The organism is Corynebacterium sp. ACRPE (assembly GCF_022347435.1).
GTDB classification, from domain to species: Bacteria; Actinomycetota; Actinomycetes; order Mycobacteriales; family Mycobacteriaceae; genus Corynebacterium; species Corynebacterium tuberculostearicum_D.
Window position 1 is genome coordinate 128494 of sequence record NZ_JAKRNA010000003.1, and the last position, 24144, is coordinate 152637.

Here is a 24144-nt window from a genome sequence, read left to right on the forward strand (position 1 = left end):
GGCGCTGGTAGCCTAAAGCACGTGCCTATCATCACGAAGAAATGTGAGCTAGATTCCGCCTACGTCAGCAGCGTGCTGGGTAGTGCGGACGATAACCTGCGCGTGCTCAATAACCGCCTGGATGCGGACCTGTTTGCCCGCGGTAATGTCGTCACCGTCACCGGTCCGGATTATGAGGTTGCCCGCGCCGCCAAGATCCTCGATGAGCTCGAGGCCATCGCCCGCCGCGGCCACGCCGTATCCACCGATACGGTCAAGCACACCATGGACATGGTGGCCGTGGAGGCGCCGCAGTCGGTGTCGGCGGCGTTGGCGGCGGACATCGTTAAGCGCCGCGGCAAGGCCGTCCGCCCGAAGACGGTGGGGCAGTCTGAATACGTGCAGGCCATCGACGATAATACGGTAGTTTTCGGTATCGGCCCGGCCGGTTCCGGCAAGACCTACCTGGCGGTGGCCAAGGCCGTGCAGGCCCTGCAAACCAAGCAGGTCTCGCGCATTATCCTCACCCGCCCGGCCGTGGAGGCAGGGGAGAAGCTCGGCTTCTTGCCGGGTACGCTCAATGACAAGATTGACCCGTACCTGCGCCCGCTGTACGACGCCCTGCGGGACATGCTCGACCCGGAGATGATTCCTAAGCTCATGGAAGCCGGCATCATCGAGGTCGCCCCTCTGGCCTATATGCGCGGCCGCACGTTGAACGATGCCTTCGTCATCCTTGATGAGGCCCAAAACACCACGCCTGCGCAGATGAAGATGTTCCTCACCCGTCTGGGTTTTGGTTCCAAGATTGTGGTCACCGGCGATGTCTCCCAGGTAGACCTTCCACACGGCCAGGTCTCCGGCCTGCGGATCGTGCGCCGCATCCTGCGCAACGTGGAAGATATTCACTTCGCGGACCTGGGCTCTAAGGACGTGGTGCGCCACCAGCTGGTCGGGCGCATCGTCAATGCGTATGAGACCTTTGATAATAAGAAAGCCGCTGAATACGAGGGAATGGAATGAGTATCGAGTTTCTCAATGAATCCGGCTTCGAAGGCGTCAACGAGGAGATGCTGATTGACGTCGCCTCTTATGCCTTCGGCGCCATGGACATCAACCCCGATGCCGAGTGCACCATCACCTGTGTGGATCTGAAGACCATTGAGGATTTGCACGTGCGCTGGATGGATCTGGAAGGCCCCACCGATGTCATGAGCTTTCCCATGGATGAGCTCACCCCTGGCGCCATCGCCGGTGGCGGCCGCCCCGATGCCGCCGACCCAGGCCCGGCCATGCTGGGCGATATCGTCCTGTGCCCCGAGTTTGCCCTGCGCCAGGCAGAAGCCGCCGGCCACTCCCTAGGCCACGAGCTCGCCCTGCTTACCGTGCACGGCTGCCTGCACCTTTTAGGCTATGACCACGCCACCCCGGCCGAGGAAAAGGAAATGTTCGGCCGACAAAACGAGCTGCTCGCGGATTGGTACGACGATGTGGCCGAGCGTGGAGTTTCCTATCAGCCCAAGCCCTCCGGCCCTAAGGCTTTTCCCGACGCCGCCGAACGCGCCAACTTGGACAAGCAGGTTCCCGGCGGCGGCATCCCTGCGGTGGGGGAGCCGCAGGACCGCCCGGAGGAATAATTTTTCCTTTTTCTTTTGTGGGCGCATAAGACGCGTAGCACAATGGGTAGCTATGACTATCCTTTCCATCCAGTCCCACGTCACCTACGGCCACGTTGGCAACTCCGCGGCCGTCTTCCCCCTGCAGCGCGCCGGCCATGAGGTATGGCCGGTCCACACGGTGAATTTCTCTAACCACACCGGCTACGGCGACTGGGGCGGACCGATGATTCCGGCTAGCGATGTCACTTCCATCATTGACGGCATTGAAAAGCGTGGCGCTTTCCCGCAGATCGACGCCATCCTTTCTGGTTACCAGGGCGGCGCCGACATTGCCGACGCCATCGTGGAAACCGTCCGCCGCATCAAGGCCGCCAACCCCAATGCCCTCTACGCTTGCGACCCGGTGATGGGCAATGCTAAGTCTGGCTGCTTTGTCTCCGATGAGATCCCGCCACTGCTGCGCGACCGCGTCGTGCCCGTCGCCGATATCATCACCCCCAACCAGTTTGAGTTGGGCTACCTCACCGATTCTGAGGTCGGCACCCTTGAGCAAACCCTCGCTGCAGTAAAAAAGGCGCAGGAAATCGGCCCAAAGACCGTGCTGGTCACTTCCGTTAAGCGCCCCGAGACTGCCGACGACCAGGTTGAGATGCTCGCCGTCGACGGCGACCGCGCCTTCCTCGTATCCACGCCGTTGCTACCGTTCAAGCGCAATGGCTCCGGCGACGTTACCGCGGCCCTGTTTACCGGTCACTACACCGAGACCAGCGACGTCAAGGAATCCCTGCGCCGCACCGCCTCCTCCGTGTATGACCTGCTGGAAAACACCTACGAGGCAGAGACCGCCGAGCTCCAGCTCATCCAATCCCAGGATGTATTCGCGCATCCGCGCATGCAGTTCGACGCCGAGGAGCTTTAAACCCTACGCGGCCCCCGCTTTGGCGCGTGGGGCCTGTGAAGTTTGGCCTCCTAAAGTTAGGTCCATTCTGATCGGGCCGATCTGAGGAAAACTACCCCTCAGATCGGCCTTTTCGCCCTCAATTCAGCCTGATCTCTTTCGACTTTTCTCTTCCGCTCCCTCAAGCACCCGCACCTACGCCCGGACCAAGACCCCATGCCCCAACACAGCAGCAAAGAAGCATTAGAACTAATCGGAGATCTTGACTCCGTGGGCTATTATTGCGGGTAATGAGTTCTGATTTTGATGCACAGTTTGATGCGGCATTCGAGGGCCTGCCAGAAGACCCCGATGATGCCGTGCCGGAAGGCGCCGAGAATACGGCAGCCCCGCTTGATTATTCGCAATACACCGATACCCCGGAGGGATTCCGTTCGGGCTTCGTATCCTTCGTAGGGCGCCCGAATACCGGCAAGTCCACGCTGACTAATGCCCTGGTGGGGCAGAAGATTGCGATTACCGCAGACCAGCCGGAGACCACCCGCCACACCATCCGCGGCTTGGTACACCGCGATGATGCCCAGGTCATCGTCGTGGATACACCGGGCCTGCACCGCCCACGCACCCTACTGGGCGAGCGCCTCAACGAGGTAGTCAAGGATACATACGCTGATGTGGACGTTATTGGTCTGACCATCCCGGCCGATGAAAAAATCGGCCCTGGTGACCGCTGGATTTTGGATAACGTGCGCTCCATTGCGCCGAAAACGCCGATCATCGGCATCGTCACCAAGCTGGATAAGGCCAGCAAGGATCAGGTAGGCGCCCAGCTTCTAGCCCTGCACGAACTGCTCTCTCAGGATGACCCGAATGCGGTAGTCATACCGGTGTCCTCCAAGGAGGGCGTGCAGCTTGATGAGCTGGTGCAGGTCATCGTGGATCACCTGCCAGAAGGCCCGAAGTTCTACCCGGATGACCACATCACCGATGAAGGCCAAGAAAAGCGCATCGAGGAACTCATTCGTGAGGCCGCCCTGTCCGGCTTGAAAGCGGAGCTGCCGCACTCGGTGGCGGTGCAGGTTGATGAGATGTTGCCGTCGCGCACCCGCGAGGGTGTGCTGGATATCCATGCCATTTTGTACCTAGAGCGTCCCGGCCAAAAGCGCATTATTGAGGGCAAAGATGGCCTGCGCTTCCGTCGCATTGTGGGCAATGCCCGCAAGGAGATCATCGAGCTGCTCGGCCACAATGTGTACCTTGATCTGCGCATCAAGGTGCTGAAGAATTGGCAGTCTGACCCGAAGTCGCTGGGTAGGCTCGGGTTCTAGACCACTATGCGCGAGAACTATCGTGACCGCGCAGTGGTCATCCGCACCTATGACTTTGGTGAGGCCGATCGCGTCATCGTCCTGCTCACCCGCGATCATGGCCTCGTGCGCGCGGTGGCCAAGGGCGTGCGCCGGGCAAAGTCGCGCTTCGGGTCGCGCCTGCAGCTCTTCGTCAACCTCGATGTTCAGCTGTATGTGGGCAAGAACCTGGCCACCATTTCCCAGGCGGATACGGTCGACTATTTTGGCGCGCGCCTCATCGAGGACTATGAGCGCTACACGGCCGCGTGCGCGGTGTTGGAATCGGCCGAGCGCCTTGCGTTTGCCGACGCCGCCCATGACCCCTACCTCTACGAATCCGTCACCGCGACCTTGGAGCAGCTGCAAACCGCGGACCCGACCATGGCGCTGGATGCCTTCTTGCTGCAGGCGATGGCGCATGCCGGTTGGGCGCCCAGCCTTTTCAACTGCGCCCAGTGCAACCGGCCTGGCCCGCACCACGCCTTCCACCCGGCGGTCGGCGGGGCGGCGTGCCACGAATGCCGGCCGCCGGGTGCCGCGGAGGTAGACCCCGAAACCCTGCATCACCTGTGGCTTTTAGAGCATAACTATCCGACGAATCCAACGAATGCGCAAAAGCAGCAGGGGCACCGCCTAGCGCGGGCGCACCTGCAGTGGCACATGGAGCGCAATGTTTCCGCATTGCAGGTTATGGAGCAGTAGAATATAGCCCGTGATTACGCCAGACCCGAACCGCACTTTGACCCCACCGAATATCCCGGATGAGTTCATGCCCCGCCATATTGCGCTGGTCATGGATGGCAATGGCCGCTGGGCCCAGGAAAAAGGCATGAAGCGCACCGAGGGGCATAGGCGCGGCGAAGCCGTGCTTCTCGACGTCGTCGATGCCTGCCTTGCCGCCGGCGTTCCCTACCTTTCCGCGTATGCGTTCTCCACGGAAAATTGGCGCCGCAGCCCCGAGGAGGTCCGCTTCCTTATGGGCTTTAACCGTGACGTGTTGCGCCGCCAGCGCCAGTGGCTCAATGAGCGCGGTGTGCGCGTAGTGTGGGCCGGCCGCCGCCCGCGCCTGTGGCGCTCAGTGATTAAAGAGCTCGAGGCTGCCCAGGAGCTGACCAAGGACAATACCAAGATGACCTTGGCCATGTGCGTCAACTACGGCGGTAGGGCAGAACTGGTGGATGGCTTTAGGGACATCGCCAAGCAGGTTGCAGCCGGCGAGCTTAACCCGCGCGATATTAAGGAAGAGACCATCGCGCAGCACCTCTATGACCCAGGCATGCCGGATGTAGATCTCTTCCTGCGCCCGTCCGGTGAGAAGCGCACCTCCAATTTCCTGCTGTGGCAGTCCGCGTATGCGGAGATGATTTACCAGGATAAGCTCTTCCCAGATTTCACCCCGGAGGACCTTTTTGCCGCTATCGAGGAATACGCGCGGCGCGACCGCCGCTTCGGAGGCGTTAAGAAGTAACGCGCAGCACCGAAGCGGTGTGCGTTTATACCTAGGGGATAAAGATATCCTCGATTGAGCAGGAAAAGTGGCGCGCGATCTGAAAAGCGAGGGGGAGCGAAGGATCGTAGCGTGCCTTTTCAATACTGATGACCGTTTGGCGCGAAACGCCTAGCTCGGTGGCCAAGCCCTGCTGCGAGAGTCCTTGGCTCTCGCGAATCTCTTTTAGCCGATTGTCCATGGCTTAGCTCGCTGCCCGTTTGTGGGCAAAGTAGCTAATACCAAAGGTCCCGGTGACAAAGACTCCCAAGATGATAGTGAGCAGGGAGCCCGAAACGCGGAAGTCCCAAAAAGAAGAGACCACGCCGAGGCCGCCAATGCCAAAAAGCATGGCGTGCAGGGTGTTTTCCGAGGCTTGCGAATACCAATGGGATTCGATGGAATTTTCCGGATCGGGTGTTGCCCCACGGATGGTGTCCCGATCCACCATGAATAGCCAGCTAGCCGTCGTAGTAACAGGCAGTAGGCACAGTGCGTACACGGCAAACGCTAGTAGGGGCGAATCTTCGTGTACGAACGCGGCCACGATGGCACCGGCTGCCGCCGCAAGGGCCGTGCCTGCAGCGATGGACAGTGCAATGAGCTTGGCTTGTGAGCCGCCAAACTTGGGGCGGCCAAAGCGAGTGGTCTGCATGGAAACCTCCTGTAGCAACGGTTTGTAAAGTGTGCTTGACACACACTATATGTCAAGGGTCCTTTACTGTAAAGGAGGCTTTACTATCGCGGCAGTTGCTAAAGAAAAACCTCAGGCTCCGGAAGTTGGAGTCTGAGGTTAGGGGAGAGGCGGCTTCGCAAGGAAGCGCGAGCGCGATTAGGCAGAGGCGGCGCAGTCGCTGCAGATGCCAAAGACCTCGGCATCGTGGCCGGTGAGCTCGAAGCCGTACTCCTTGGCTACGGAGGTGGCCCACTTTTCAATGGGGCCGCCATCGATTTCCTCGGTGCGGCCGCACTTGGTGCACACCAAGTGGTGGTGGTGGGCGTCGGTATCGCAGTGGCGGTACAGGGTTTCGCCATTGGGCATGTGGAGGGCGTCCACTGCATCGATATCGGTCAGGGACTGCAGGGTGCGGTACACGGTGGTCAGGCCCACCTTTTCCTCACGCTCTTGGAGCTCGTGGTAGATCTCCTTGGCGGAGGCGAATTTCTCCATTTCCCGGAGCACCTCGACGACTGCGGTGCGCTGCTTGGTATTGCGCGCGCCTAGTTTGGGAATACTGTCGTATAAAGCCATGACCGCAATATTATCAGTGCTTTTTCAACAACTGCATAGTCAGGCGGCTTTATATGCAGGGGTGAGGGGCTAGGAGGCGATCTTGGCGGCGTCGGCAAGCAGGTCCAAAACCCGCGGCGCAATGAGCGAGTAGGTTACCTCGCGGCCGCTGCGCTCGGAGTCCACGATGCCCGCCTGCTTGAGCACGCGCAGGTGCTGGCTGATAAGCGGCTGGGACTTGCCGGTAGCCTTGACGAGCTCGTGTACAAAGTGATCGCGCTCGGCCAAGCGGGAAATGATTGCGATGCGTAGGGGCGAATCGAGGGCAGCGATCACGCCGGCAGCCGCAGAAGTATTAGGGGCCTTGTAAGTGGTCGTCATAGGGAATATCACCTTCAATTAAATACCTATTACCTGTCGGTCACTCTTATATTACCCGATACGTGCAATACGTTGTATTTATTTCAGATTAAATTCACGCCCCAATCCCACCGCCGGGAAGTGCTTCGGGTTAGACTGAACGAGATTGTCAAGACTGTCCCCTACCAGAGGAGTCCGAAAACTTATGGCATCCGTCATCGATACCGTTGTAAACCTGTGTAAGCGCCGCGGCTTGGTCTACCAGGCAGGTGAAATTTACGGCGGTTCCCGCTCCGCGTGGGATTACGGCCCTCTTGGTGTAGAGCTCAAGGAAAACATCAAGCGCCAGTGGTGGCGCCACATGGTGCAGTCCCGCGCAGACGTCGTGGGCGTGGACACCTCCGTCATCCAGCCGCGCCAGGTCTGGGTATCTTCCGGTCACGTTGAAGTGTTCTCTGACCCGCTGGTGGAATCCCGCCACACCGGCAAGCGCTACCGCGCCGACCACCTCATCGAAGCTTATGAGGAAAAGCACGGCCACGAGCCAGAAAACGGCCTGGCAGACATCAACGATCCGGAAACCGGCCAGCCTGGTGACTGGACCGAGCCGAAGGCCTTCTCCGGTCTGCTCAAGACCTTCCTGGGCCCGGTCGATGATGAACAGGGCCTGCACTACCTGCGCCCGGAGACCGCACAGGGCATCTTCGTTAACTTCAAAAATGTGATGACCTCCTCGCGCATGAAGCCGCCGTTTGGCATCGCGAACATCGGCAAGTCTTTCCGCAACGAGATCACCCCAGGCAACTTCATCTTCCGTACCCGCGAGTTCGAGCAGATGGAGATGGAGTTCTTCGTCAAGCCGGGCGAGGACGAAGAGTGGCACCAGTACTGGATTGATGACCGCTACAACTGGTACGTGGACCTGGGCATCAAGGAAGAAAACCTGCGCCTGTATGAGCACCCGAAGGAAAAGCTCTCCCACTACTCCAAGCGCACCGTGGACGTGGAGTACGCCTTTGGCTTCAAGGGCTCCAAGTGGGGCGAGCTGGAAGGCGTGGCCAACCGCACGGACTATGACCTGTCCGTCCACGCCAAGGGCTCGGGCGAGGACCTGTCCTACTACGACCAGGCCAACGATGAGCGCTGGATCCCGTACGTTATCGAGCCGGCCGCTGGCCTGGGCCGTTCCATGATGGCCTTCCTGGTGGACGCCTACGACGAGGAAGAGGCTCCGAACGCCAAGGGCGGCACCGATAAGCGCGTCGTCTTGCGCTTGGACCGCCGCCTGGCGCCGATCAAGGTGGCCGTACTGCCGCTGTCCAAGAAGGAAGAGCTCTCCGAGCCGGCCCGCAAGCTGGCCGATAAGCTGCGCGCCCACTGGAACGTGGACTTCGACGTATCCGGCGCCATCGGCCGCCGCTACCGCCGCCAGGATGAGATTGGCACCCCGTTCTGCGTCACCTTCGACTTCGACACCCTCGATGATGATGCCGTGACCGTGCGCGAGCGCGACACCATGGAGCAGGAGCGCGTGAAGCTCGATGACCTCGAGGCCTACCTCGCCTCCCGCCTGATTGGGTGCTAGTAATGCATTACACCAGCTGGGATCGCTCCGACCGCGCAAAACCCGTGCTCTTGGCCGAGGAAGGCCCGGAGCAACTGGGCGTATTCTCGGAGCATTCCGCGGAGGTGGACGGCCACTTCTGGCGCACCGAGGTCAGTGACCTTGGCGCTTCTGCCACGCTTGCCGACGGCTCCATTTACCGCCTTGCCGGCCGCCCCGGCCGCGACAAGCGCCTGGAGGCATCGCTTAACGGCCGTACCTTCACCTTCATCAACGAAAACAGCGGCGACTGGATCATCGATGATGTCGATGATGAAAAGGTAGGGCAGTTCACCGCCCGCAATTCCGGCGTGCGCAAGTCCATCCTCGAATTCGAGCACGATGCCGAGGGCCTGACCAGCGCGGAAATCGCCGGCCTGAGCTGGTTTACCCGCGTCATCCTGGATGCCAATACCCAGGGCAAAGCCTGGGCGTGGATCATCACCTTGGTCCTGGCGTCCATCGTCGCCCTCGTCGCGCTATTCGTCCTCTAATGCCTATCCAGTGGACCTGGCGCGCGGGCGCTCTCACCAACGCCGAGGGGCACGAGCTCGCCTCCGTGCGCGACGGCGTGCTCACCACCGCCGCCGGCGAGCGCCTCGCAGTAGAATCCTCGCTGGATTCTTCCTCCCCGCGGTTCTTCCTGCGCGCGCAGACCGCCGCGGGCGAGGATTTCTCGGTCACCCAGGCCGGGATTACCGTCACCCGCCTGCGCGCGACCTGCGCCGACCGCGAGTACCTTCTCGAGCGCCGCAACCCCTTCCGCCGCGAGCGCCGCATCGTGGCTCGCAGCACCGGCGCCGAGGTCGCTGCCACCGCTCCGGCCGGGGTGGACCTGCGCGTGAGCGTGGGCGAGCTGCCCGAGCTCGACGCCATAATTTTGAGCTACGCCTGCGCGCTTCTCGACGCCACCCCGCGCACCCTGCGCACCTAGCTATGCGCCGGGTGCCGGGTCGCCCGCGCGAGCCTAGAGCCGGACTGGAGGGCTACCGGGCCGTGGGGCGGACTGGGCGGAATGGGCAGGCTAGAAGGAGCCGCCGCGGAAGCCGCCTCCGCCACCGCCGCCGAAGCCGCCGCCGCCAAAGCTGCCTCCCCCAAAGCCGCCGCCTCCGAAACCGCCGCCGAAGCCGCGGCCGCCGCTGAGCATTTGGCCAAGGACCATACCGGTCACGACATTGCCGGCCGCATTGCCCATCTGCTGGCGCTGTTGGCGGCGACGGTGCTCGTCGATGTCATCCTTGGCGCGCTGCAACGCCGCCTGGGCCGCGGCCACCGCCTCGCGGGAGGACTGCAACGCGGCGCGGATATCGCTGCGCTCGGTGTGGAGGGCTTGGGCGTGGAGGCGTTTGGCGTCGGCAAGCGCGGTGCGCGCACCCGAGCCGATGATGCGACCGCGGGAGGAAATGAGGTCTTCTGCGGCCTGGATATTGGATTCCGCTACGGAAATCTGCTGGCGGAAAAGGTCTAGCTGGCGCGCGTGCGTGGAGGTCTTTTCGCGCACGCGGTCGAGCGCCTCATCCAGCTTGGTATCGATGGAGGTCAGAGCAGTGTGCTGGCCCAGCGGGTCCTGTTGGCCGTGGGCCTTGGCATCGTTAACCGCGCTGCCGGCGCGGCCGAGCAGCTCCTCGAGCTTGTCCCAATCCGCGGTGGTTCCCTGGGCCTTGCCTTGGCGCTCGAGCTCGCGGGCCTCGTTGATCTCGCCCTCGACCTCGGCGATAAGCGCCTCGAGGTTGCCGCGGGCGGTGGCGATATTCTCCTCGGCGTTTTCCACGCCGGAGATGAGGCGATCCGTCATCTCGCAGGCGTGCTCGATATCGCGAATAAGTCCCACCAGCGGGCCCTGCTGGCCGGCCGGCTGGGCCTGGACCCCGCGGGCCTTGTCGAGCAGCTTCTCGGCCTCGTCGAGGGAGGCGGCGGCTAGCTCGGGGTTATCGGCAATGGAGGAGAGCACGTGCTCGTCATAGTTGGACTTCAGGCCAGCCAGCGTGGACTCGGCCTCCGGCAGGCGGGTGCGCAGGCCCACGGTGCGCTGGGTGAGCTCATCCAGCTTCTCATCGGAATGGATGAGCAGATCGCGCATCTTGGCAAACTCCTCTGCCTGCGCGTCCAGGGCATCATCGGCCTGGCCGCAGGAGGAGACGATTTCTACCAGCATTTGGCGGCGCTCGGCCGGGGACTCCGGCACGGCATCATCCAAGCGCTGGCGCAGGCGGAAGGCCTTTTGCAGGGTAGAAGTGGAGTGGTTCATCGCCTTGGTAAACGGGCGCACGCGCTCGGGGCCGAACTCGGAGAGCGCGATATTAAGCTCCTCCTTGCCGCGGCGAATAGACTCATCGGTAGAGACCAGCTCCTCCTGGGCCAGCTGGTCCAAAGTCTCCAGCGGCAGGCGACCTAGCTGATCGGTATCGCCCGGGGCAATCTCGCGGGCGGACTCCAGCGTCTGCGCATTATTCTTCTTGGTATTGCGGCGGGAGTAGTACATGATTCCGCCACCGGCGGCGACGATGGCGGCCGCGCCACCGCCCAGCCACGCTAGGCCAGAGGAATCGGAGGCGGAGCTATTTGAAGCGGAGTTGCCCAGGGCGGCGTCGGCAAGCGCGACGGCCGAAGCACCGTATTCATCGCTGGCCAGCTTGTCATAGGCGGCGTCATACATCTGGTCCAGCCGGCCCTTAGGCCAATCCTTGCCGGTCTGCACGCCCATCTTGCGATCCTTAATGGAAAGCGCATAAACCGCGGAGTTCGGCCCCTTGTCCTTGACCGCCTGGCCGGCAAAACTTTCCGGATCCGTGCCCAGCTCATCGGTGATATAGACAAAGAGCGTCAAGTGCTCGTCCTTTTGCAGTTGGCCAATCTTTTCCCTGAGTTCGGCCTTTTCTTGGGTGCTTAATACGCCTGCGTCATCGGTAACCTTTTCCGTGAGGGTTGCCGTACCGGTGCCCTGCGCCACCGCGGTGGTCTCGGCGGCGAAGGCAGACCCCGCACCGATGGAGGTGCAGCCCAAAATGAAAGCGGCAATGGCCGCGCGGCCCAAACGTGCACTCAAATTCATGCCCACCACTTTACCGGCTTAACTTAGCGCTCTGGCAGGTAATGTAGTGGGGCAGTGAAGTACGCAATTGTTTTAGGAACCGCCCAATACGATGGCCGCCCCTCCCGCATCCTGGCCGGCCGCCTGCGCCACGCCGGTGAGCTCGCCACCGCCGAGGGACTGGAGGTTATTACCGTGGGCGGCAAGCTGCCCGGGGATAGGTTTACGGAGGCCGGCGTCGGCCGCACCTACCTGCGCGAGCACTTCCCGCACCTGACCGTGCACGCGGTGGAGGAGGGGATGGATACCCGCAGTTCCCTCAGCGCGGTCAAGGAAGCCTTCGCGCTTTCCGACGCCACCATCATCACCGATCCCCTCCACCGCCTGCGCACCGCACTCATCGCCCGCCAAGAGGGCATTGAGGCCACCGTCTCCGGCACGCCGTATTACCCGGCCGCGCGCTTTTCTAAGCCCTGGTGGCGCTACCTTGCCCACGAAACTGGTGGCGTGGCCTATGCACTGGTGGCCGGCCTGCTGCCCGCTCGCGGCGCCGCGGCACTGCGCAATGGTTTCTACCGCGTGGAGCAAGTGCTGCGCCCGAATCAGAAGCTGCGGCATCAGACGATTCAGCAGGAAGATAGGGATACTTTTCCACGGCGATAAGAAAGATCGCATGATATTCTGCAGGCTGACGAAACATTTCTAGGGGAAAAGGGTTTCTTTTCCGCTACATCAGGAAATAACACCGAGCCATGTTGGTCAGCGCTGAAATGCTACGAAGCCTCAGGAGGAAAGCGTGTTAAAACTGGAAAACCTATCTGTGAAGCTAGGCAGGAAAAGTAGTCCGCTATTCTCTATCAACTCTGTGCATGAGCCGGGGACCCTTACTTGGATTCGAGGTACCTCTGGGTCCGGCAAATCGACGCTGCTTCGCGTTATCTCTGGACTCCAGAAGCCAACATCAGGAACCGTCAATATTTTCGGACATGATTTATGGAGCTCATCCGCTCGAAACAGAGATAGATTTCGAGCTAATTCGATGGGAATAGTGTTTCAAGATTCCGGCGTGGTGCCCTGTTTGACAGTCGCCGAAAACCTTTCCTTCGCGCAAGGGCTAAGCGGAGTAACTGCGGATTCGGACGCTAGTAGCTCTTTGCTAGCTCAACTCAATATGAGTGAATACGGAGCCTCTCTACCGCACGAGCTTTCAGGGGGACAACGCCAACGTGCGGCCATAGCAACGGCAATGTCTAAAAAGCCCCAACTCGTTTTCGCAGACGAACCGACGAGTGCATTGGATGAGGACAACGCATATTCAGTGTTGCGATATCTGCATAATTACATTGTAAGAAACCACGCAATCGCCTTGGTAGTTTCCCACGATGACCGTTTAGCGCAGTTTTGTGATCAGGTTTTGGAAATCGGGGTAAACCAATGAATTTTCGCGCTGTGGAAGCGAAGATCCGTAAAAGCACATTTGTGGAGAGTATCCCGCTACTAGCTACCTCGTTTGTGATCATCTTCTTTGTCTGCCTGTTAGTCTGCACTGTAGCGGCGGACAAAGTAGCCGAATCTATGGCAATGGGGCTGATGTATTCGGCTCTCGTATCGATCATTCCCTTTACTCTGGCACTCAAATACAGCTTAAGGCATGTGGTGGAGGGGAGGCGCCACCACTATGAGGCGCTTCGTTTATTTGGGTTAGCATTAAAACGAATTCGGCGAGCGTTATTTCTTGAGCTACTTATAGTTTATTTTTTCTTTTCAATAGTTAGCGCAGTTCTGGTTCCAGTGCTAATGAAGCCAATCTTCCTGGTTCTATATTCGGGTTTTGGTATTGATCTTCCACAAGGACTTCCTTCACCGCTGCGCGTCGCTGTGATCTCATGGTGCGCGATCACTTTCCTGAGTTTCGTTCCTTTCCAACAGGAGACGAGAGTTTTGGAAGATTTGAGCCAAGGCCCAGCTCGCATAGATCCAAATCCAAGGAATCCGCGGGCTGCAGAACTCCTTCGATATCCTCTAGGGATAGCGGCCAGTGTTGTATTGCTGGTGGGATTTGTGGCGATGCCCCAGGCGGATCCGTCTAGTAGGTGGCCGATGATTTTCGTCTACTGCGTCCCCTTCTTGGTGAGTGCTGCTTCTGTATTTTTCTACGCAGTTGTCTTATATTTCGCCGAATATCTCTCCCTCAAGATTAGGGGATGGGATCCTCCGATTTTAGGAGTCCGGTATGCGCGGTCTTTTATCGCCGCTACTACATTGCGGGTCTCTTGTGTTTTTATCTTGTTTCCCATCATTCTTTTTATTGTGAATGATTCAGCCCTCTACTCAGCAAGAGAAGAATTGGCTGACAATGTAAGGGACGTCTATGTAGGGGCGCCGCAGGATGGACAAACTTTCGGCACCTCCGCCGCTAAAAACTTTTGTCAGGACCACGCCGCAGATTGCCTAGGAGTTCTTAGCTGGGTTCCTGCTGTCCAAGACTCGGGAGAGCTCCAACCTTCCACTATGGAAGACGGAGCTGTCTTTGCACTAGTAGAAGATAGGAACGGAGCAGTAGGTTCCTTGGTCAAAGACCAAGGAGCAGTTGAGACGGACCCCCGATCTCCATTTGATCAAACGTGGATGCGGCCATGGGATAAATCCTTTAATGCTGAAGCAGATCCTACTTGGGGAGCGGGCGAAAGGAAAGATGAAGGGTATGCTGTAGCAATTTTTTCGAAGCAAGTCGAATTGAGCGACAGTCAAGAGATGGAGGTTGTAGGTGCTCAGCAATGGGCAGAAAACCTACCTTCAACGTTGCTTTACGGTCCAAACGGTACTGGTACAAGCGAATTTATCCCGTTGTTCGCCTACGTGATTGTTGGGGGAGCAGTTCTCATATTCGGACTGGCGTTGGCTCAACAAGGTCGGCTCATTCGCTTCACTAAGACCATTTGGGAACAAGGCGTCTCAGTTGCTGAAGCGCACAGGAACAGGAAATTGGCTAATTGTTTGCCTTCGGCTTTTGCTTTGGCCTTATCGCTAGGATCAGCCGCTCTGCTGGGCACATATATGCATTCTTATATAGCGCATAAACTTGTACTGCACTTTCCGGCTGTCCCGTTTGGACTCATACTTTTCCTAGTGGTGGTTGTGGGCTTGGCTGCTGTGGGCAGCAACTTTGTGAAAGGCCCGCAGCCTGCTAAAAACTAGGCGGCCACGTTGCTCACCCAAAAGGCCAGTTCACGGAATAAGCTTGGGGCGTGTCCTATTCTTATTCCACGCCCGACTTCGCCCGCTTGGCCGATGAAAAGCCGAAGGGCTCAGCCTTCCATTCCGTGGAAGAACATCGCGGCGTCTTTGCCCGCGACCGCGCCCGTGTGCTGCACTCGGCAGCCCTGCGGCGCTTGGCCGATAAAACTCAGGTCGTCGGTCCGCGCGATGGCGATACTCCACGCACCCGCCTGACCCACTCGCTGGAGGTGGGCCAAATTGCGCGGAGCATCGGTGCTGGACTCGGACTCGACCCTGATCTGTGCGACATGGCCGGCCTTACCCATGACATCGGCCACCCACCCTATGGGCACAATGGCGAAAACGCGCTCAACGAGGTCGCCCTCAACGGCTTTGAAGGCAATGCGCAGACCCTGCGCATCCTCACTCGCCTAGAACCCAAGGTCATCGTGGACGATGCTAGCGGGGTACCGCAAAGCTTCGGCCTCAACCTCACCCGCGCCGCCCTCGACGGTGCCTGCAAATACCCCTGGACTAAGACCAATAGCGATGGCAGCACCAACCGCAAATACGGTGCCTATGACGAGGACGCGCACTTACTGGAGTGGCTGCGCGAGGGCCATAGCGATAATCGCAAATGCATCGAAGCCCAAGTCATGGACTGGTCCGATGACATCGCCTACTCCGTGCATGACGTGGAAGACGGCATCATCTCCCGGCGCATCTCCCTTAATGTTCTGTGGGACCTAGTTGAGCTAGCCCAGCTGGCAGAAAAGGGCGCTAAAGCCTTTGGCGGCACCGCCGATGAGCTCTTGGAGGCGGCCGATAGCCTGCGCAACTTAAGCGTCATCAACGCCATCGGCGATTTCGACTACTCCCTGCGCGACTATGCCAACTTGAAGAAGATGACCTCTGAGCTCGTAGGCCGCTATGTGGGCGCGACCGTCGGCGCCACCAGCGAGGCCAATGCCGAGCTCATCGCCTCCAATACCCTTGGCCGCATGCACGGTGACCTCATTGTGCCCAAGCAAGCCGAGGCCGAGGTCAAGCTGCTTAAAACCATCGCGGTTCTCTATGTCATGGACGAGCCCGCCCACCTTGCCCGCCAGGACCGTCAACGCGAGCGCATCTACCGCGTCTACGATTACCTCGTCGCCGGCGCCCCCGGCTCCCTCGATGCCACCTTCCGGCTGTGGTGGGAGCAAGCCGATTCTGATGCTGCTCGTGACCGCGCCATCATCGACCAAATTGCGTCCATGACCGAGTCCCGCCTCGAGCGCCTAGCCCGCCGGAGTGCGGAGCTGTCTGGGTTTTTGAGTTAGCTAGTGACTGAGCCTGTATTCACTGTTTTCTAAATCAATTCGGCCACCTGTCTAAGGCTGGGACTGTCAGAGTGCTCTTTTAAGATAGGACTCTGTATATAATTCGGGGCCATGGGTGCTGAAGAGTTTAGGGTTGTGCTGGCTGCGATAGTCCCCTTTTTGGTGTTCTTTTTGAAACAAACAACACTGTCTCAGCAGCTGGAAAAGCTGGAAAAGCTCATAGATCTTTTCCATATATATCGAGCTATCGAGGGGCCGAAGGGAGAAAAACCTTCAAAAATCGCATCCGAGAAAGTTGGGAATGACAAGAGCGCGGTAACTTCGGTTGCAATTTCAGAGCAGCTTTTTACTACTTATATCATTGCTACTCTCGGATTATGGACCTTAGCGGTTATGTTGGTTTCCTCCCTAATGGGACTGGTGATCATAATCATTTTGGTCCGATTTCGCCTGTTTGTGCATGTAGACAAGCTAGCCTTCCTAAATAGCTTTTGGGGCGATCTCATAGCCATCATTGTTGCTGAATTAATTGTTGCCGCTTTGAACATTGGCTACATAAGACTTAGGAAAAAGAAGACTCAGGCTCGGGCAGAGAAACCCGATCAGGCGATTGTGCAATACCTTGAGAATCTTAGCTATTCGGTGCACAGTCAACCGACTCCGAGCACACCTAGCGAACAGAAGCACCAATACTGTGCCAAAAAGCTAAGAAGGCAAAAGAAAGCGTTTAACTACAAACGTCTGACTTAACGCACCAACTTCACGCCCTGGTCCTCCAACACGGTGGCAATGGCGTCTAAGCCTTCGCCGTCTATATCCATGTCAGATGCGACGATGATGGCGGTGCGTTGTTCGCGTAGGAAATCCGCGAGGTCATCGAGGTTGCGCGGTCCGCAGTCTTCGCAGCCGCGGGTGCGGCCGAGTGCGTTAAAGAAGTCCGCGCGGGTGCGGATGTGTTCAGTGATGAGGATGCGTCGCATGATTACTCCTCTGCGTCCGGGATAGAACAGAAGCTTTCATAGTGGTCATCGGTGTAGTACCACACGTCTGGGTCGGTCTCGCTGCCGCCACCGGTGATTATGCGGCGGGCGCCGCGGTTGTGGCTGCCTGGGGTTTCTACCGTGTATTCGCGGTAGTAATTCTTGTCCTGCTGAGGCAGCCGGCCCTCGTAATTGCCAAAGCGGGCGTTGTCATTATCCGGGTAGTCGTAGGGGCCACCGGCCAAGATATCGTCCGCGGTGTCTTTGGCCTCGGCGGGTAGGGAAGACATCGCGCAAGTATCGGCGTCGCCAGTTGCGGCCGCTTGTGTCGTCTCGGAAGTGGAGGAGGCAGCGGAATCACCATCGCCGCCGAGGTCGAAACCGAAATAGCTTGCTACGACGACAAGCGCAAGGCCACCGAGGGCAACAGGGAGCGATTTCTTGGACGCTTTGGACTTGGGCATACCTTCATTGTTGCAGGTGCGGCGCTAAAAGCGGAAATCGGCCCGAGACAATGGCGAGGTCAAAAATTGCCCCGTCACGGGGGTAGGTAACAGTATGTGGAAAGCACCCCAACAGAGGGTAATTTGCGTCCAAACTGTGAACCCTGTTCAACGTCACCATCCTGCCCTAGGCAGTTAAGCGTTCCCACCGCGCGCGGGGTAGTCTGTACGCATGGCAAAAGGCAGAATTCCGGACAGCGATATCCAAGCTATCCGTGAACGCGCGCCTTTAGAAGAAATCGTCGGCGAGTACGTGCAGCTCAAGCCCGCCGGGCACGATTCCCTCAAGGGCCTTAGCCCTTTCAAGGATGAAAAGACCCCGTCTTTTCACGTGCGCCCGCAGCGCGGCTACTACCACTGCTTTTCCACCGGCAAGGGTGGCGATGTATTCAGCTTCCTGATGGAAATGGAGCAGGTTTCCTTTCCAGAGGCAGTGGAAGCGGTAGCGCAGAAGATCGGCTATCACATCAACTACCAGGGCGGTTCTACGGGCGCGCGCAATGAGAAGCCGGGCACGCGGCAGCGCCTCATCGCTGCCAATAAGGCCGCCCACGAGTTTTACCGCCAGCAGTTGGAGACCCCACAAGCGGCTACAGCTCGCGATTTCCTGCTGGATCGCGGCTTTTCCCGCGAGGTCATCTATGACTTCGAGTGCGGCTATGCCCCAGAGGGGTGGGATACGGCTACCAAACACCTGCTGCGCCTAGGCTTTTCCTTTGAAGAGCTGGAGGCAGCTGGCATTTCCAAGATGGGCAAGCGTGGTCCCATTGACCGCTTCCATCGTCGTTTGCTGTGGCCGATTAAGGACCTTTCCGGCAACGTCATTGGTTTTGGTGCCCGCAAGCTTTTCGACGACGACAAGCTCGGCAAGTACATGAACACCTCTGAGACCATGCTCTACCGCAAGTCCAAGGTGCTCTTTGGCCTCGATTTGGCCAAGCGCAATATTGCCGATAACCACCAAGCCGTGGTGGTAGAGGGCTACACGGATGTCATGGCCATGTATGCCGCGGGCGTCAAGACCGCAGTTGCTTCCTGTGGCACCGCCTTTGGCGGCGAGCACCTCCAAGTACTGCGCCGGCTCATGTTGGATGATTCCTACTTCAATGGCGAGCTCATCTATACCTTTGACGGCGATGAGGCGGGGCAGAAGGCCGCCATGCGCGCTTTTGATGGCGAGCAGAAATTCACCGGCCAGTCCTTTGTCTCCGTGGCGCCAGACGGCATGGACCCGTGCGATCTGCGCCTGCAGAAGGGTGATGCCGCAGTGCGCGAGCTCATCGCGGACCGCATCCCCATGTTCGAGTTCGTCATTCAATCCGTCATCGCGGAGTACCGCATCGATACCGCGGAGGGCCGCCTGCAGGCCCTGCGCCGCGCGGTCCCCGTGGTAGCGCAGATCCGCGACCAGCCCCTGCAGCGCGAGTACGCCCGCCGCCTCGCCGGTTGGGTGGGCTGGGCCAACCCAGAGGAGGTCCTCCAGCAGGTCCGCACGGAGGCGCGCAAGCCCAAGAAGGCTGAAAAACCGACCATCCGCCGCTTCGACAACGCGAAGCAGCAGCCGGCGCAGCAGGACGTGCCGATGATCCATCCGCCGAGCCCCAAGGAAACCCACCTGTGGCCACAGCGCGAGGCCCTCAAGCTGGCCTTGCAGATGCCGCAGGTGGCGGGCTCGTACTTCGATGGCATTACTGCCGACGCCTATACTAACGACGCCTACCGCCTCGTCCGCCAGGCAATTTCCACCGCCGGCGGCGCCGCCCAAGGCGCGTCCATGCCGGCCGTGGAATGGATTGCCGCCGTTGCCGGCGAGATGCAGGATCTCACCGGCCGCAATTTCGTCTCCGAGCTCGCCGTAGAAGCAATCTTGCCTACCGACGTCGGCCCCGAAAAATACGCCGACTCCGTCCTTTCCCGCCTGCAAGAAACCGTGGTGGGCGATCAGATCGCCCAGCTCAAAGCTCGCCTCGGCCGCATGCGCCCTTCCGATGATGAAGCCAGCTATAACTCGCTCTTCGCCGACCTCGTTGCCCTCGAGCAGGCCCGCCGCGAGCTCAATGACCGCGCCTTCCGCGGCACGCCTCCCCAGGCATAAAAATCTCCCCTCGACACGAACCCAAACAAGGTACGCGCCGAGGGGAGGGGAGGAGGCCTAAAGGCTAGTCTGCAATCGACCTAGTCCTCATCGGGCTCATAAATGCGGTCCGCATTATCCACCTGCGATCCGCGCAGCCGGCCCTTGCCCTTGCGCTTGGAGGAGAGATCGCGAACCTCGCGCATGCGCGGTTCTGGGTCCAGGCGATTGGCTACCGCCTTGCGTGCCGAGGTGACGGCGGACTTGGTCACGGGGGAGTTGACGGCCTTTTCGTAGGCGCCCTTGATCTGGTGGTAGCGCTTGCGGCCTGCTTTGGTGCCAAAAACGTATCCTGCTGCGGCGCCGAAGACGAATTGGATCATTGCTTAGCGTGTCCCCTTATTCCTGTGCGAGTAAAAGTTCCCCACCAGCCTACCGCGAAGCCTTGCCGCGCGCCGCCAGTCACGAGTGAGGGGTAGGGCTAGCCCCGCATTGGACTAGCGCTTTTCATGGCGCGGAATACGCGCTAGTTTAAGTGTGTGGAAAATAACAAGCGCAGGGATTCGGCGGCGGCCTCAGCAGTAGCGCTGGCCGCGCTTTTTACCGCAAGCATTTCTGCGGAATCCTCCGGCCACCAACCGGATGCCGCCGCGGCGCACCAAGGCGCCAATTGGCCTGAAGAGCGCTGAGTGGTGACCGCAAAGGTCTACCCGCCAATCCACGATTGTGCATGCGAGTTTAGCGTCGCGTTCACTTCCCCTTAACTTTAGCTAGATATTATTCGTGGGAATTTGATGCTAGCAAAAGGTTTCTACGTTGAACTATCGGAATAATCTCCGCCCCGCAGTCCGTGGGCTCGCCCTGTGCGCGGCTACTGGGCTGACTATAGCCCTCACACCGTCGGCCACAGCCCTACCCGTATCCGTGCCCCAGCTGCGCGAGCCCGTCACTCAGCACACCACCGGCGCAGCCCCAGTACAGCACCCCGGTGCCCCGGTTCCAGAGCCCTTTAGCACGGACTATATCGCGGGCTTTGAATCCGATGTTTCGTCTTATCAATTTGGCAACTACTGGCAGGTAGTCCAGCTCTTTGACCACATCAAGGCCCAGCCAGAAATCCGCCAGGAAAATATGGACAAGGCCGTAAGTATCAATAACGCCGCAGCCGGCGACCCCGCTCTGATCCGGCGCGCGCAGGCCGACGCCAAGGCCAGCTCCACCAGCGTGCTCAACGCCGTCTCTGATTCCATGGGCAAGAATCTAGGCGATGCCTTCCGCGCCGCCTTGGCCGAGCACCGCCTGCCCAAAACCGAATACCTGCTAGGCAATGGTTACGCCGCCCGCGCAGGAGGACTGGCCAGTTCCACGATGTCAGAGAAGTATTACTTCAACTATCAGCGCCCGTACCAGCGCGCGCCGCAAGCGATCAAGCGCTACGACGACGGCTCCAAAGATCTCTATCCCACCTCGCCAGCTTTCCCTTCAGGCCATACCAATCAGGCAACGTGGATTACCACCCTGATGTCCTTCATGCTGCCCGAGGTAGGCCCACAGCTCATGCTGCGCGGCGCGGAGGCCGGCAACCACCGCGTAGTCCTGGGCGTGCATTACCCGCTGGATGTCATCGGCGGGCGCATGACTGGCCAGGCCGCTGCGGCCGACCGCTTGAATGACAAGCGCATGCGCAATGCCCTGTGGCAAGCCTCGAGGGAGGTGCGCAAAGAGATCAAGTGGCGCACCGGCAAGACGGTGGAAGAATTGGTGGCCCAGGATAGGGAAGAGGGCACCGACTACCGCTCCACCCAGGATGCGGTCGCCGAATATTCGAAGTTCATGGACTATGACTTCGCCCAGCGCTACCGCACCGACGCCCCGATGGTCGTCCCACAGGCCGCCCCAGTGTTGCTAGCCGCATCTCATCCAGAGCTCAGCTGGGACCAGCGCGCCGAGGTGCTACGCCAGACCGCGCGCCCGGCCGGCAACCCGCTGGACTGGCAGGCAGAAGGTGGCTCCTGGCAGCGCCTCGACCTAGCCCGCGCCATGGCTGCCAAGGTGACCATCACCCCAGACGGCGCAGTGAGCGTCAGCGGCTAACGATTCCAACAAACTTCGCGGGGGTACAACGCTCCCGCACATGGTTCAATAAAGAAGTATCCCCATCAACCAAAAGGAAATGAGTAATGACTAAGCCCAAGGTAATGACCATCTACGGCACCCGCCCAGAGGCCATTAAAGTCGCCCCTGTGATTAAGGCGCTAGACAATGATGAGCGCTTTGACTCCATCCCGGTTTCCACCGGTCAGCACAAGGAAATGCTGGAGCAGGTCAACACCATGTTCGGTATCACTCCGAAGCACGATCTGGGCCTGATGAAGCCGGGCCAGGGCCTCAATGAGATTGTGTCCCGCGCGATTGCGGGTCTGGATTCCATCATTGAGGAAGAACAGCCGGACGTCATTATCTCTCAGGGCGATACTTCTACCGCCATGGCCGCAGCACTCGCTGGCTTCCACCGCGGCGTGAAGATTGTGCACCTAGAGGCGGGCCTGCGTACCGGCGATATCCACTCGCCGTTCCCAGAAGAGGCTAACCGTAAGCTCATCGGCCAGGTAGCCGAGCTGCACTTGGCTCCTACCGCTGGATCGATGGAAAACCTGCGCCGCGAGAACGTGCGCTCCAAGGACATTGTGGTCACCGGCAACACTGTTATCGATGCCCTATTGGAAGCAGCATCCTGGGACACCAAGTTCGAGGACCCTGCCCTGCAGGAGGCCGCAGATTCCGACAAGCGCCTCGTCGTTGTGACCACCCACCGCCGCGAAAACTTGGAAGCTATGAAGGAAATCGGCGGCGCAGTCAAGGATCTGGCTGAGGCCTACCCAGAGATTAACTTCGCTCTGCCTTTGCACCTGAATCCTAAGGTGCGCGAGGCGGTTCTCCCAGAGGTTGAGCACCTGCCGAATATCATCATTACCGATCCACTGCCGTATGACCAGTTCACCCAGCTGCAAAACCGCGCGACCATCATCCTTACCGATTCCGGCGGAGTCCAGGAAGAGGCTCCCGCTCTGGGCAAGCCGGTTCTGGTTATGCGCCAAAACACCGAGCGTCCCGAGGCCGTTGTCGCCGGCACCGTGAAGCTGGTGGGTACCAACCGTGAGCTCATCGTGGCCGAGGCTAAGCTTTTGCTTTCCGACGACGCCGCTTTCCAAGCCATGGCCAACGCCGTTAACCCCTACGGCGATGGCAAGGGCGCGCAGCGCGCCGTTGCCGCCATCGCGGAGCTGACTGGAGTAGGCGAGCGCGTAGACGACTTCCTGCCCGAGGTTGATTCCTCCAAGGCCGCCCAGAATAAGAAATAACCTGCGCATGGGGTAGATATAGCGGATATAATAGTGGTATGAAACCGCTGGATATCCGCTGTAACCACCAAGACCGCATGAAGGCTGCAGACATCCTGGGAGATGCTCTGTCGGCCGGTCAGATCGACCTCGACGAGTTTGAAAAGCGTTCGGCAGAGTGCGTGGATGCAACCACCCGCGCCGAGCTCATCGAACCCTTAGCAGACCTTGTGGAGGACCCAGAAGTCCTTCTTTTCGGGCAAGAACGCCAAATCGCAAAAGCATATTCGGGGCACCAAGAATCCAACGCGATTGCCAAAGTAGAACAGGCTATCCGGCAAGTGCAGCCCAACGTGGACGCTCCACGTTCCCTCGCGGTGGGTCTGTTCGGGGGTTCGACCGTTAGTGGTGGGGCAGTAGCACGTACTCTCACGGCCTTGGGCGTTTTCGGTGGCGTAGACGTCAACCTTGCAGGAGCGGCGCTGCGCAATCGCACCACGACCATCAATGCCGTGGGGCTTTTCGGAGGCACCGACGTCTACATTCCAGAAGGATTCCGTGTCCGCGTCGGCGGCTTCGGCCTATTTGGCGGCCACGAGCTCAAGGTTGAGCACGGCGCCATCCATCCGAATGACCTTCCGGTAGACGCTCCCGAGATTATCGTGAATTGTTTCAGCCTATTCGGTGGAGTGGATGTGCATGTGGGGCGCCGCTATGGTGCGTAGAAAGACGATTTTGACGACACTCTTGTCGCTCTTTTAGAGCGATTTAGGGCCGCATACTACGGATAGATTGCGGGTCTATTCCTCGTTAGCTGTAGAAATCCGATTGTCAACAGTGAATTACCCGGTGAAGTGTTGAATGGCATGGGTGCATCAGCAAAGTAGCTGAGACCAGTGCAAGTGTGATGATTCACTCTCAACGGAGGGATAGATTTCTGGACATTCATTCGGTGGAATCAAAACTAGGTGGACGATGGACTAATCATCTTAAACTTCCAAGTGACTGTGTAGGTGTATCTCTAGTAGGGGTTAAGGGTCAAAAAGTGTGTCCGGAATCGCGGATTTTCACGGATTGACCTGTAGGTTTCCGGAAAGTATATGCTCCGGAAGCATATATCTAGCCCCCGACGGGAAATCCTCGGTGTGG

27 protein-coding genes are annotated in these 24144 nt (G+C 59.3%); 19 read left to right on the top strand and 8 right to left on the bottom strand.

Going from position 1 to position 24144, the window contains the following annotated elements; translation table 11 throughout:
- The first annotated feature begins 21 nt into the window (after nt 1-21).
- From MHY13_RS03075 to MHY13_RS03100, 6 genes are all read left to right on the top strand, one after another.
- Complete coding sequence (locus tag MHY13_RS03075; protein ID WP_239280663.1) at nt 22-1002, top strand: PhoH family protein; 981 nt, start codon at nt 22-24, stop codon at nt 1000-1002.
- Complete coding sequence (gene ybeY, locus MHY13_RS03080; protein ID WP_239280665.1) at nt 999-1616, top strand: rRNA maturation RNase YbeY; 618 nt, start codon at nt 999-1001, stop codon at nt 1614-1616. Before MHY13_RS03075 ends, ybeY begins: the two co-directional genes overlap by 4 nt.
- 52 nt (nt 1617-1668) lie before the next feature.
- A complete protein-coding gene (gene pdxY, locus MHY13_RS03085; RefSeq protein ID WP_239280667.1) occupies nt 1669-2517 on the top strand; it encodes a pyridoxal kinase PdxY in 849 nt (282 codons plus the stop codon).
- Between the two features lie 269 nt (nt 2518-2786).
- The gene (era, locus tag MHY13_RS03090) at nt 2787-3824 is read left to right on the top strand and encodes a GTPase Era (RefSeq protein ID WP_239280675.1); all 1038 of its coding nucleotides are present in this window, start codon (nt 2787-2789) and stop codon (nt 3822-3824) included.
- 6 nt (nt 3825-3830) lie between these two features.
- Nucleotides 3831-4547 (top strand): DNA repair protein RecO, encoded by a 717-nt coding sequence (gene recO / locus MHY13_RS03095; protein WP_239280676.1) that lies wholly within the window; start codon nt 3831-3833, stop codon nt 4545-4547.
- A gap of 10 nt (nt 4548-4557) precedes the next feature.
- The gene (locus MHY13_RS03100; RefSeq protein ID WP_284596715.1) at nt 4558-5313 is read left to right on the top strand and encodes an isoprenyl transferase; all 756 of its coding nucleotides are present in this window, start codon (nt 4558-4560) and stop codon (nt 5311-5313) included.
- Nucleotides 5314-5344: 31 nt separating this feature from the next.
- Here the strand turns inward: MHY13_RS03100 and MHY13_RS03105 are convergent, their stop codons facing one another.
- The 4 genes from MHY13_RS03105 to MHY13_RS03120 form a co-directional block, all read right to left on the bottom strand.
- Nucleotides 5345-5533 carry a helix-turn-helix transcriptional regulator gene (locus MHY13_RS03105; protein ID WP_239229519.1) on the bottom strand — a complete coding sequence of 63 codons (189 nt, stop codon included), beginning with the start codon at nt 5531-5533 and terminating at the stop codon, nt 5345-5347.
- Nucleotides 5534-5536: 3 nt separating this feature from the next.
- Nucleotides 5537-5986, bottom strand: coding sequence for a hypothetical protein (locus tag MHY13_RS03110; protein ID WP_239280678.1), 450 nt, complete (start codon nt 5984-5986; stop codon nt 5537-5539).
- 177 nt (nt 5987-6163) lie between these two features.
- Nucleotides 6164-6583: a Fur family transcriptional regulator gene (locus MHY13_RS03115; RefSeq protein WP_239280680.1), complete on the bottom strand. Its 420-nt coding sequence runs from the start codon at nt 6581-6583 to the stop codon at nt 6164-6166.
- 69 nt (nt 6584-6652) lie between these two features.
- Complete coding sequence (locus MHY13_RS03120; protein WP_005324221.1) at nt 6653-6943, bottom strand: helix-turn-helix transcriptional regulator; 291 nt, start codon at nt 6941-6943, stop codon at nt 6653-6655.
- 184 nt (nt 6944-7127) lie between these two features.
- Here MHY13_RS03120 and MHY13_RS03125 point away from each other — a divergent pair, with 184 nt between their 5' ends.
- From MHY13_RS03125 to MHY13_RS03135, 3 genes are read left to right on the top strand one after another with little or no spacing between them, the layout of a single operon-like run.
- Complete coding sequence (locus MHY13_RS03125) at nt 7128-8507, top strand: glycine--tRNA ligase (protein WP_239280689.1); 1380 nt, start codon at nt 7128-7130, stop codon at nt 8505-8507.
- A gap of 2 nt (nt 8508-8509) precedes the next feature.
- A complete protein-coding gene (locus MHY13_RS03130) occupies nt 8510-9019 on the top strand; it encodes a hypothetical protein (protein ID WP_239280691.1) in 510 nt (169 codons plus the stop codon).
- Complete coding sequence (locus MHY13_RS03135) at nt 9019-9459, top strand: hypothetical protein (protein ID WP_239280693.1); 441 nt, start codon at nt 9019-9021, stop codon at nt 9457-9459. Before MHY13_RS03130 ends, MHY13_RS03135 begins: the two co-directional genes overlap by 1 nt.
- A 90-nt stretch (nt 9460-9549) precedes the next feature.
- Here MHY13_RS03135 and MHY13_RS03140 read toward each other — a convergent pair whose 3' ends face one another.
- Nucleotides 9550-11577 carry a TPM domain-containing protein gene (locus MHY13_RS03140; protein ID WP_239280695.1) on the bottom strand — a complete coding sequence of 676 codons (2028 nt, stop codon included), beginning with the start codon at nt 11575-11577 and terminating at the stop codon, nt 9550-9552.
- A gap of 54 nt (nt 11578-11631) precedes the next feature.
- On the opposite strand from MHY13_RS03140, the gene MHY13_RS03145 reads away from it, so the two are divergent.
- The 5 genes from MHY13_RS03145 (at nt 11632) to MHY13_RS03160 (ending at nt 16847) form a co-directional block, all read left to right on the top strand.
- Nucleotides 11632-12219 carry a YdcF family protein gene (locus MHY13_RS03145; RefSeq protein WP_239280697.1) on the top strand — a complete coding sequence of 196 codons (588 nt, stop codon included), beginning with the start codon at nt 11632-11634 and terminating at the stop codon, nt 12217-12219.
- Between the two features lie 202 nt (nt 12220-12421).
- The gene (locus MHY13_RS12245) at nt 12422-12994 is read left to right on the top strand and encodes an ABC transporter ATP-binding protein (protein WP_367398070.1); all 573 of its coding nucleotides are present in this window, start codon (nt 12422-12424) and stop codon (nt 12992-12994) included.
- Entirely contained in the window at nt 12991-14754 is a 1764-nt protein-coding gene (locus MHY13_RS03150) for an ABC transporter permease (RefSeq protein ID WP_239280699.1), read from the top strand. Before MHY13_RS12245 ends, MHY13_RS03150 begins: the two co-directional genes overlap by 4 nt.
- Nucleotides 14755-14804: 50 nt before the next feature.
- Nucleotides 14805-16097, top strand: a complete 1293-nt coding sequence (locus tag MHY13_RS03155; protein WP_239280700.1) for a deoxyguanosinetriphosphate triphosphohydrolase — start codon at nt 14805-14807, stop codon at nt 16095-16097.
- 111 nt (nt 16098-16208) lie between these two features.
- Nucleotides 16209-16847: a hypothetical protein gene (locus tag MHY13_RS03160; RefSeq protein WP_239280702.1), complete on the top strand. Its 639-nt coding sequence runs from the start codon at nt 16209-16211 to the stop codon at nt 16845-16847.
- On the opposite strand, the gene MHY13_RS03165 is transcribed toward MHY13_RS03160, so the two are convergent.
- Together MHY13_RS03165 and MHY13_RS03170 are read right to left on the bottom strand one after the other, a co-directional pair.
- Nucleotides 16844-17077, bottom strand: coding sequence for a barstar family protein (locus MHY13_RS03165; RefSeq protein WP_239280704.1), 234 nt, complete (start codon nt 17075-17077; stop codon nt 16844-16846). The genes MHY13_RS03160 and MHY13_RS03165 overlap by 4 nt on opposite strands.
- A gap of 2 nt (nt 17078-17079) precedes the next feature.
- Nucleotides 17080-17541: a ribonuclease domain-containing protein gene (locus tag MHY13_RS03170; RefSeq protein WP_239280706.1), complete on the bottom strand. Its 462-nt coding sequence runs from the start codon at nt 17539-17541 to the stop codon at nt 17080-17082.
- A 211-nt stretch (nt 17542-17752) separates the two neighbouring features.
- Here MHY13_RS03170 and dnaG point away from each other — a divergent pair, with 211 nt between their 5' ends.
- Nucleotides 17753-19675, top strand: coding sequence for a DNA primase (dnaG, locus tag MHY13_RS03175; RefSeq protein WP_239280708.1), 1923 nt, complete (start codon nt 17753-17755; stop codon nt 19673-19675).
- Nucleotides 19676-19755: 80 nt separating this feature from the next.
- Here dnaG and MHY13_RS03180 read toward each other — a convergent pair whose 3' ends face one another.
- Nucleotides 19756-20037: a hypothetical protein gene (locus tag MHY13_RS03180; RefSeq protein ID WP_005324241.1), complete on the bottom strand. Its 282-nt coding sequence runs from the start codon at nt 20035-20037 to the stop codon at nt 19756-19758.
- A gap of 156 nt (nt 20038-20193) precedes the next feature.
- Here MHY13_RS03180 and MHY13_RS03185 point away from each other — a divergent pair, with 156 nt between their 5' ends.
- From MHY13_RS03185 to MHY13_RS03200, 4 genes are all read left to right on the top strand, one after another.
- The gene (locus tag MHY13_RS03185) at nt 20194-20343 is read left to right on the top strand and encodes a hypothetical protein (RefSeq protein WP_239194089.1); all 150 of its coding nucleotides are present in this window, start codon (nt 20194-20196) and stop codon (nt 20341-20343) included.
- A gap of 127 nt (nt 20344-20470) precedes the next feature.
- Nucleotides 20471-21748, top strand: coding sequence for a phosphatase PAP2 family protein (locus MHY13_RS03190; protein WP_239280710.1), 1278 nt, complete (start codon nt 20471-20473; stop codon nt 21746-21748).
- Between the two features lie 86 nt (nt 21749-21834).
- The gene (gene wecB / locus MHY13_RS03195; protein ID WP_239280712.1) at nt 21835-23016 is read left to right on the top strand and encodes a non-hydrolyzing UDP-N-acetylglucosamine 2-epimerase; all 1182 of its coding nucleotides are present in this window, start codon (nt 21835-21837) and stop codon (nt 23014-23016) included.
- Between the two features lie 38 nt (nt 23017-23054).
- Nucleotides 23055-23720, top strand: coding sequence for a DUF1707 domain-containing protein (locus MHY13_RS03200; RefSeq protein ID WP_239280714.1), 666 nt, complete (start codon nt 23055-23057; stop codon nt 23718-23720).
- Nucleotides 23721-24144 lie beyond the last annotated feature (424 nt).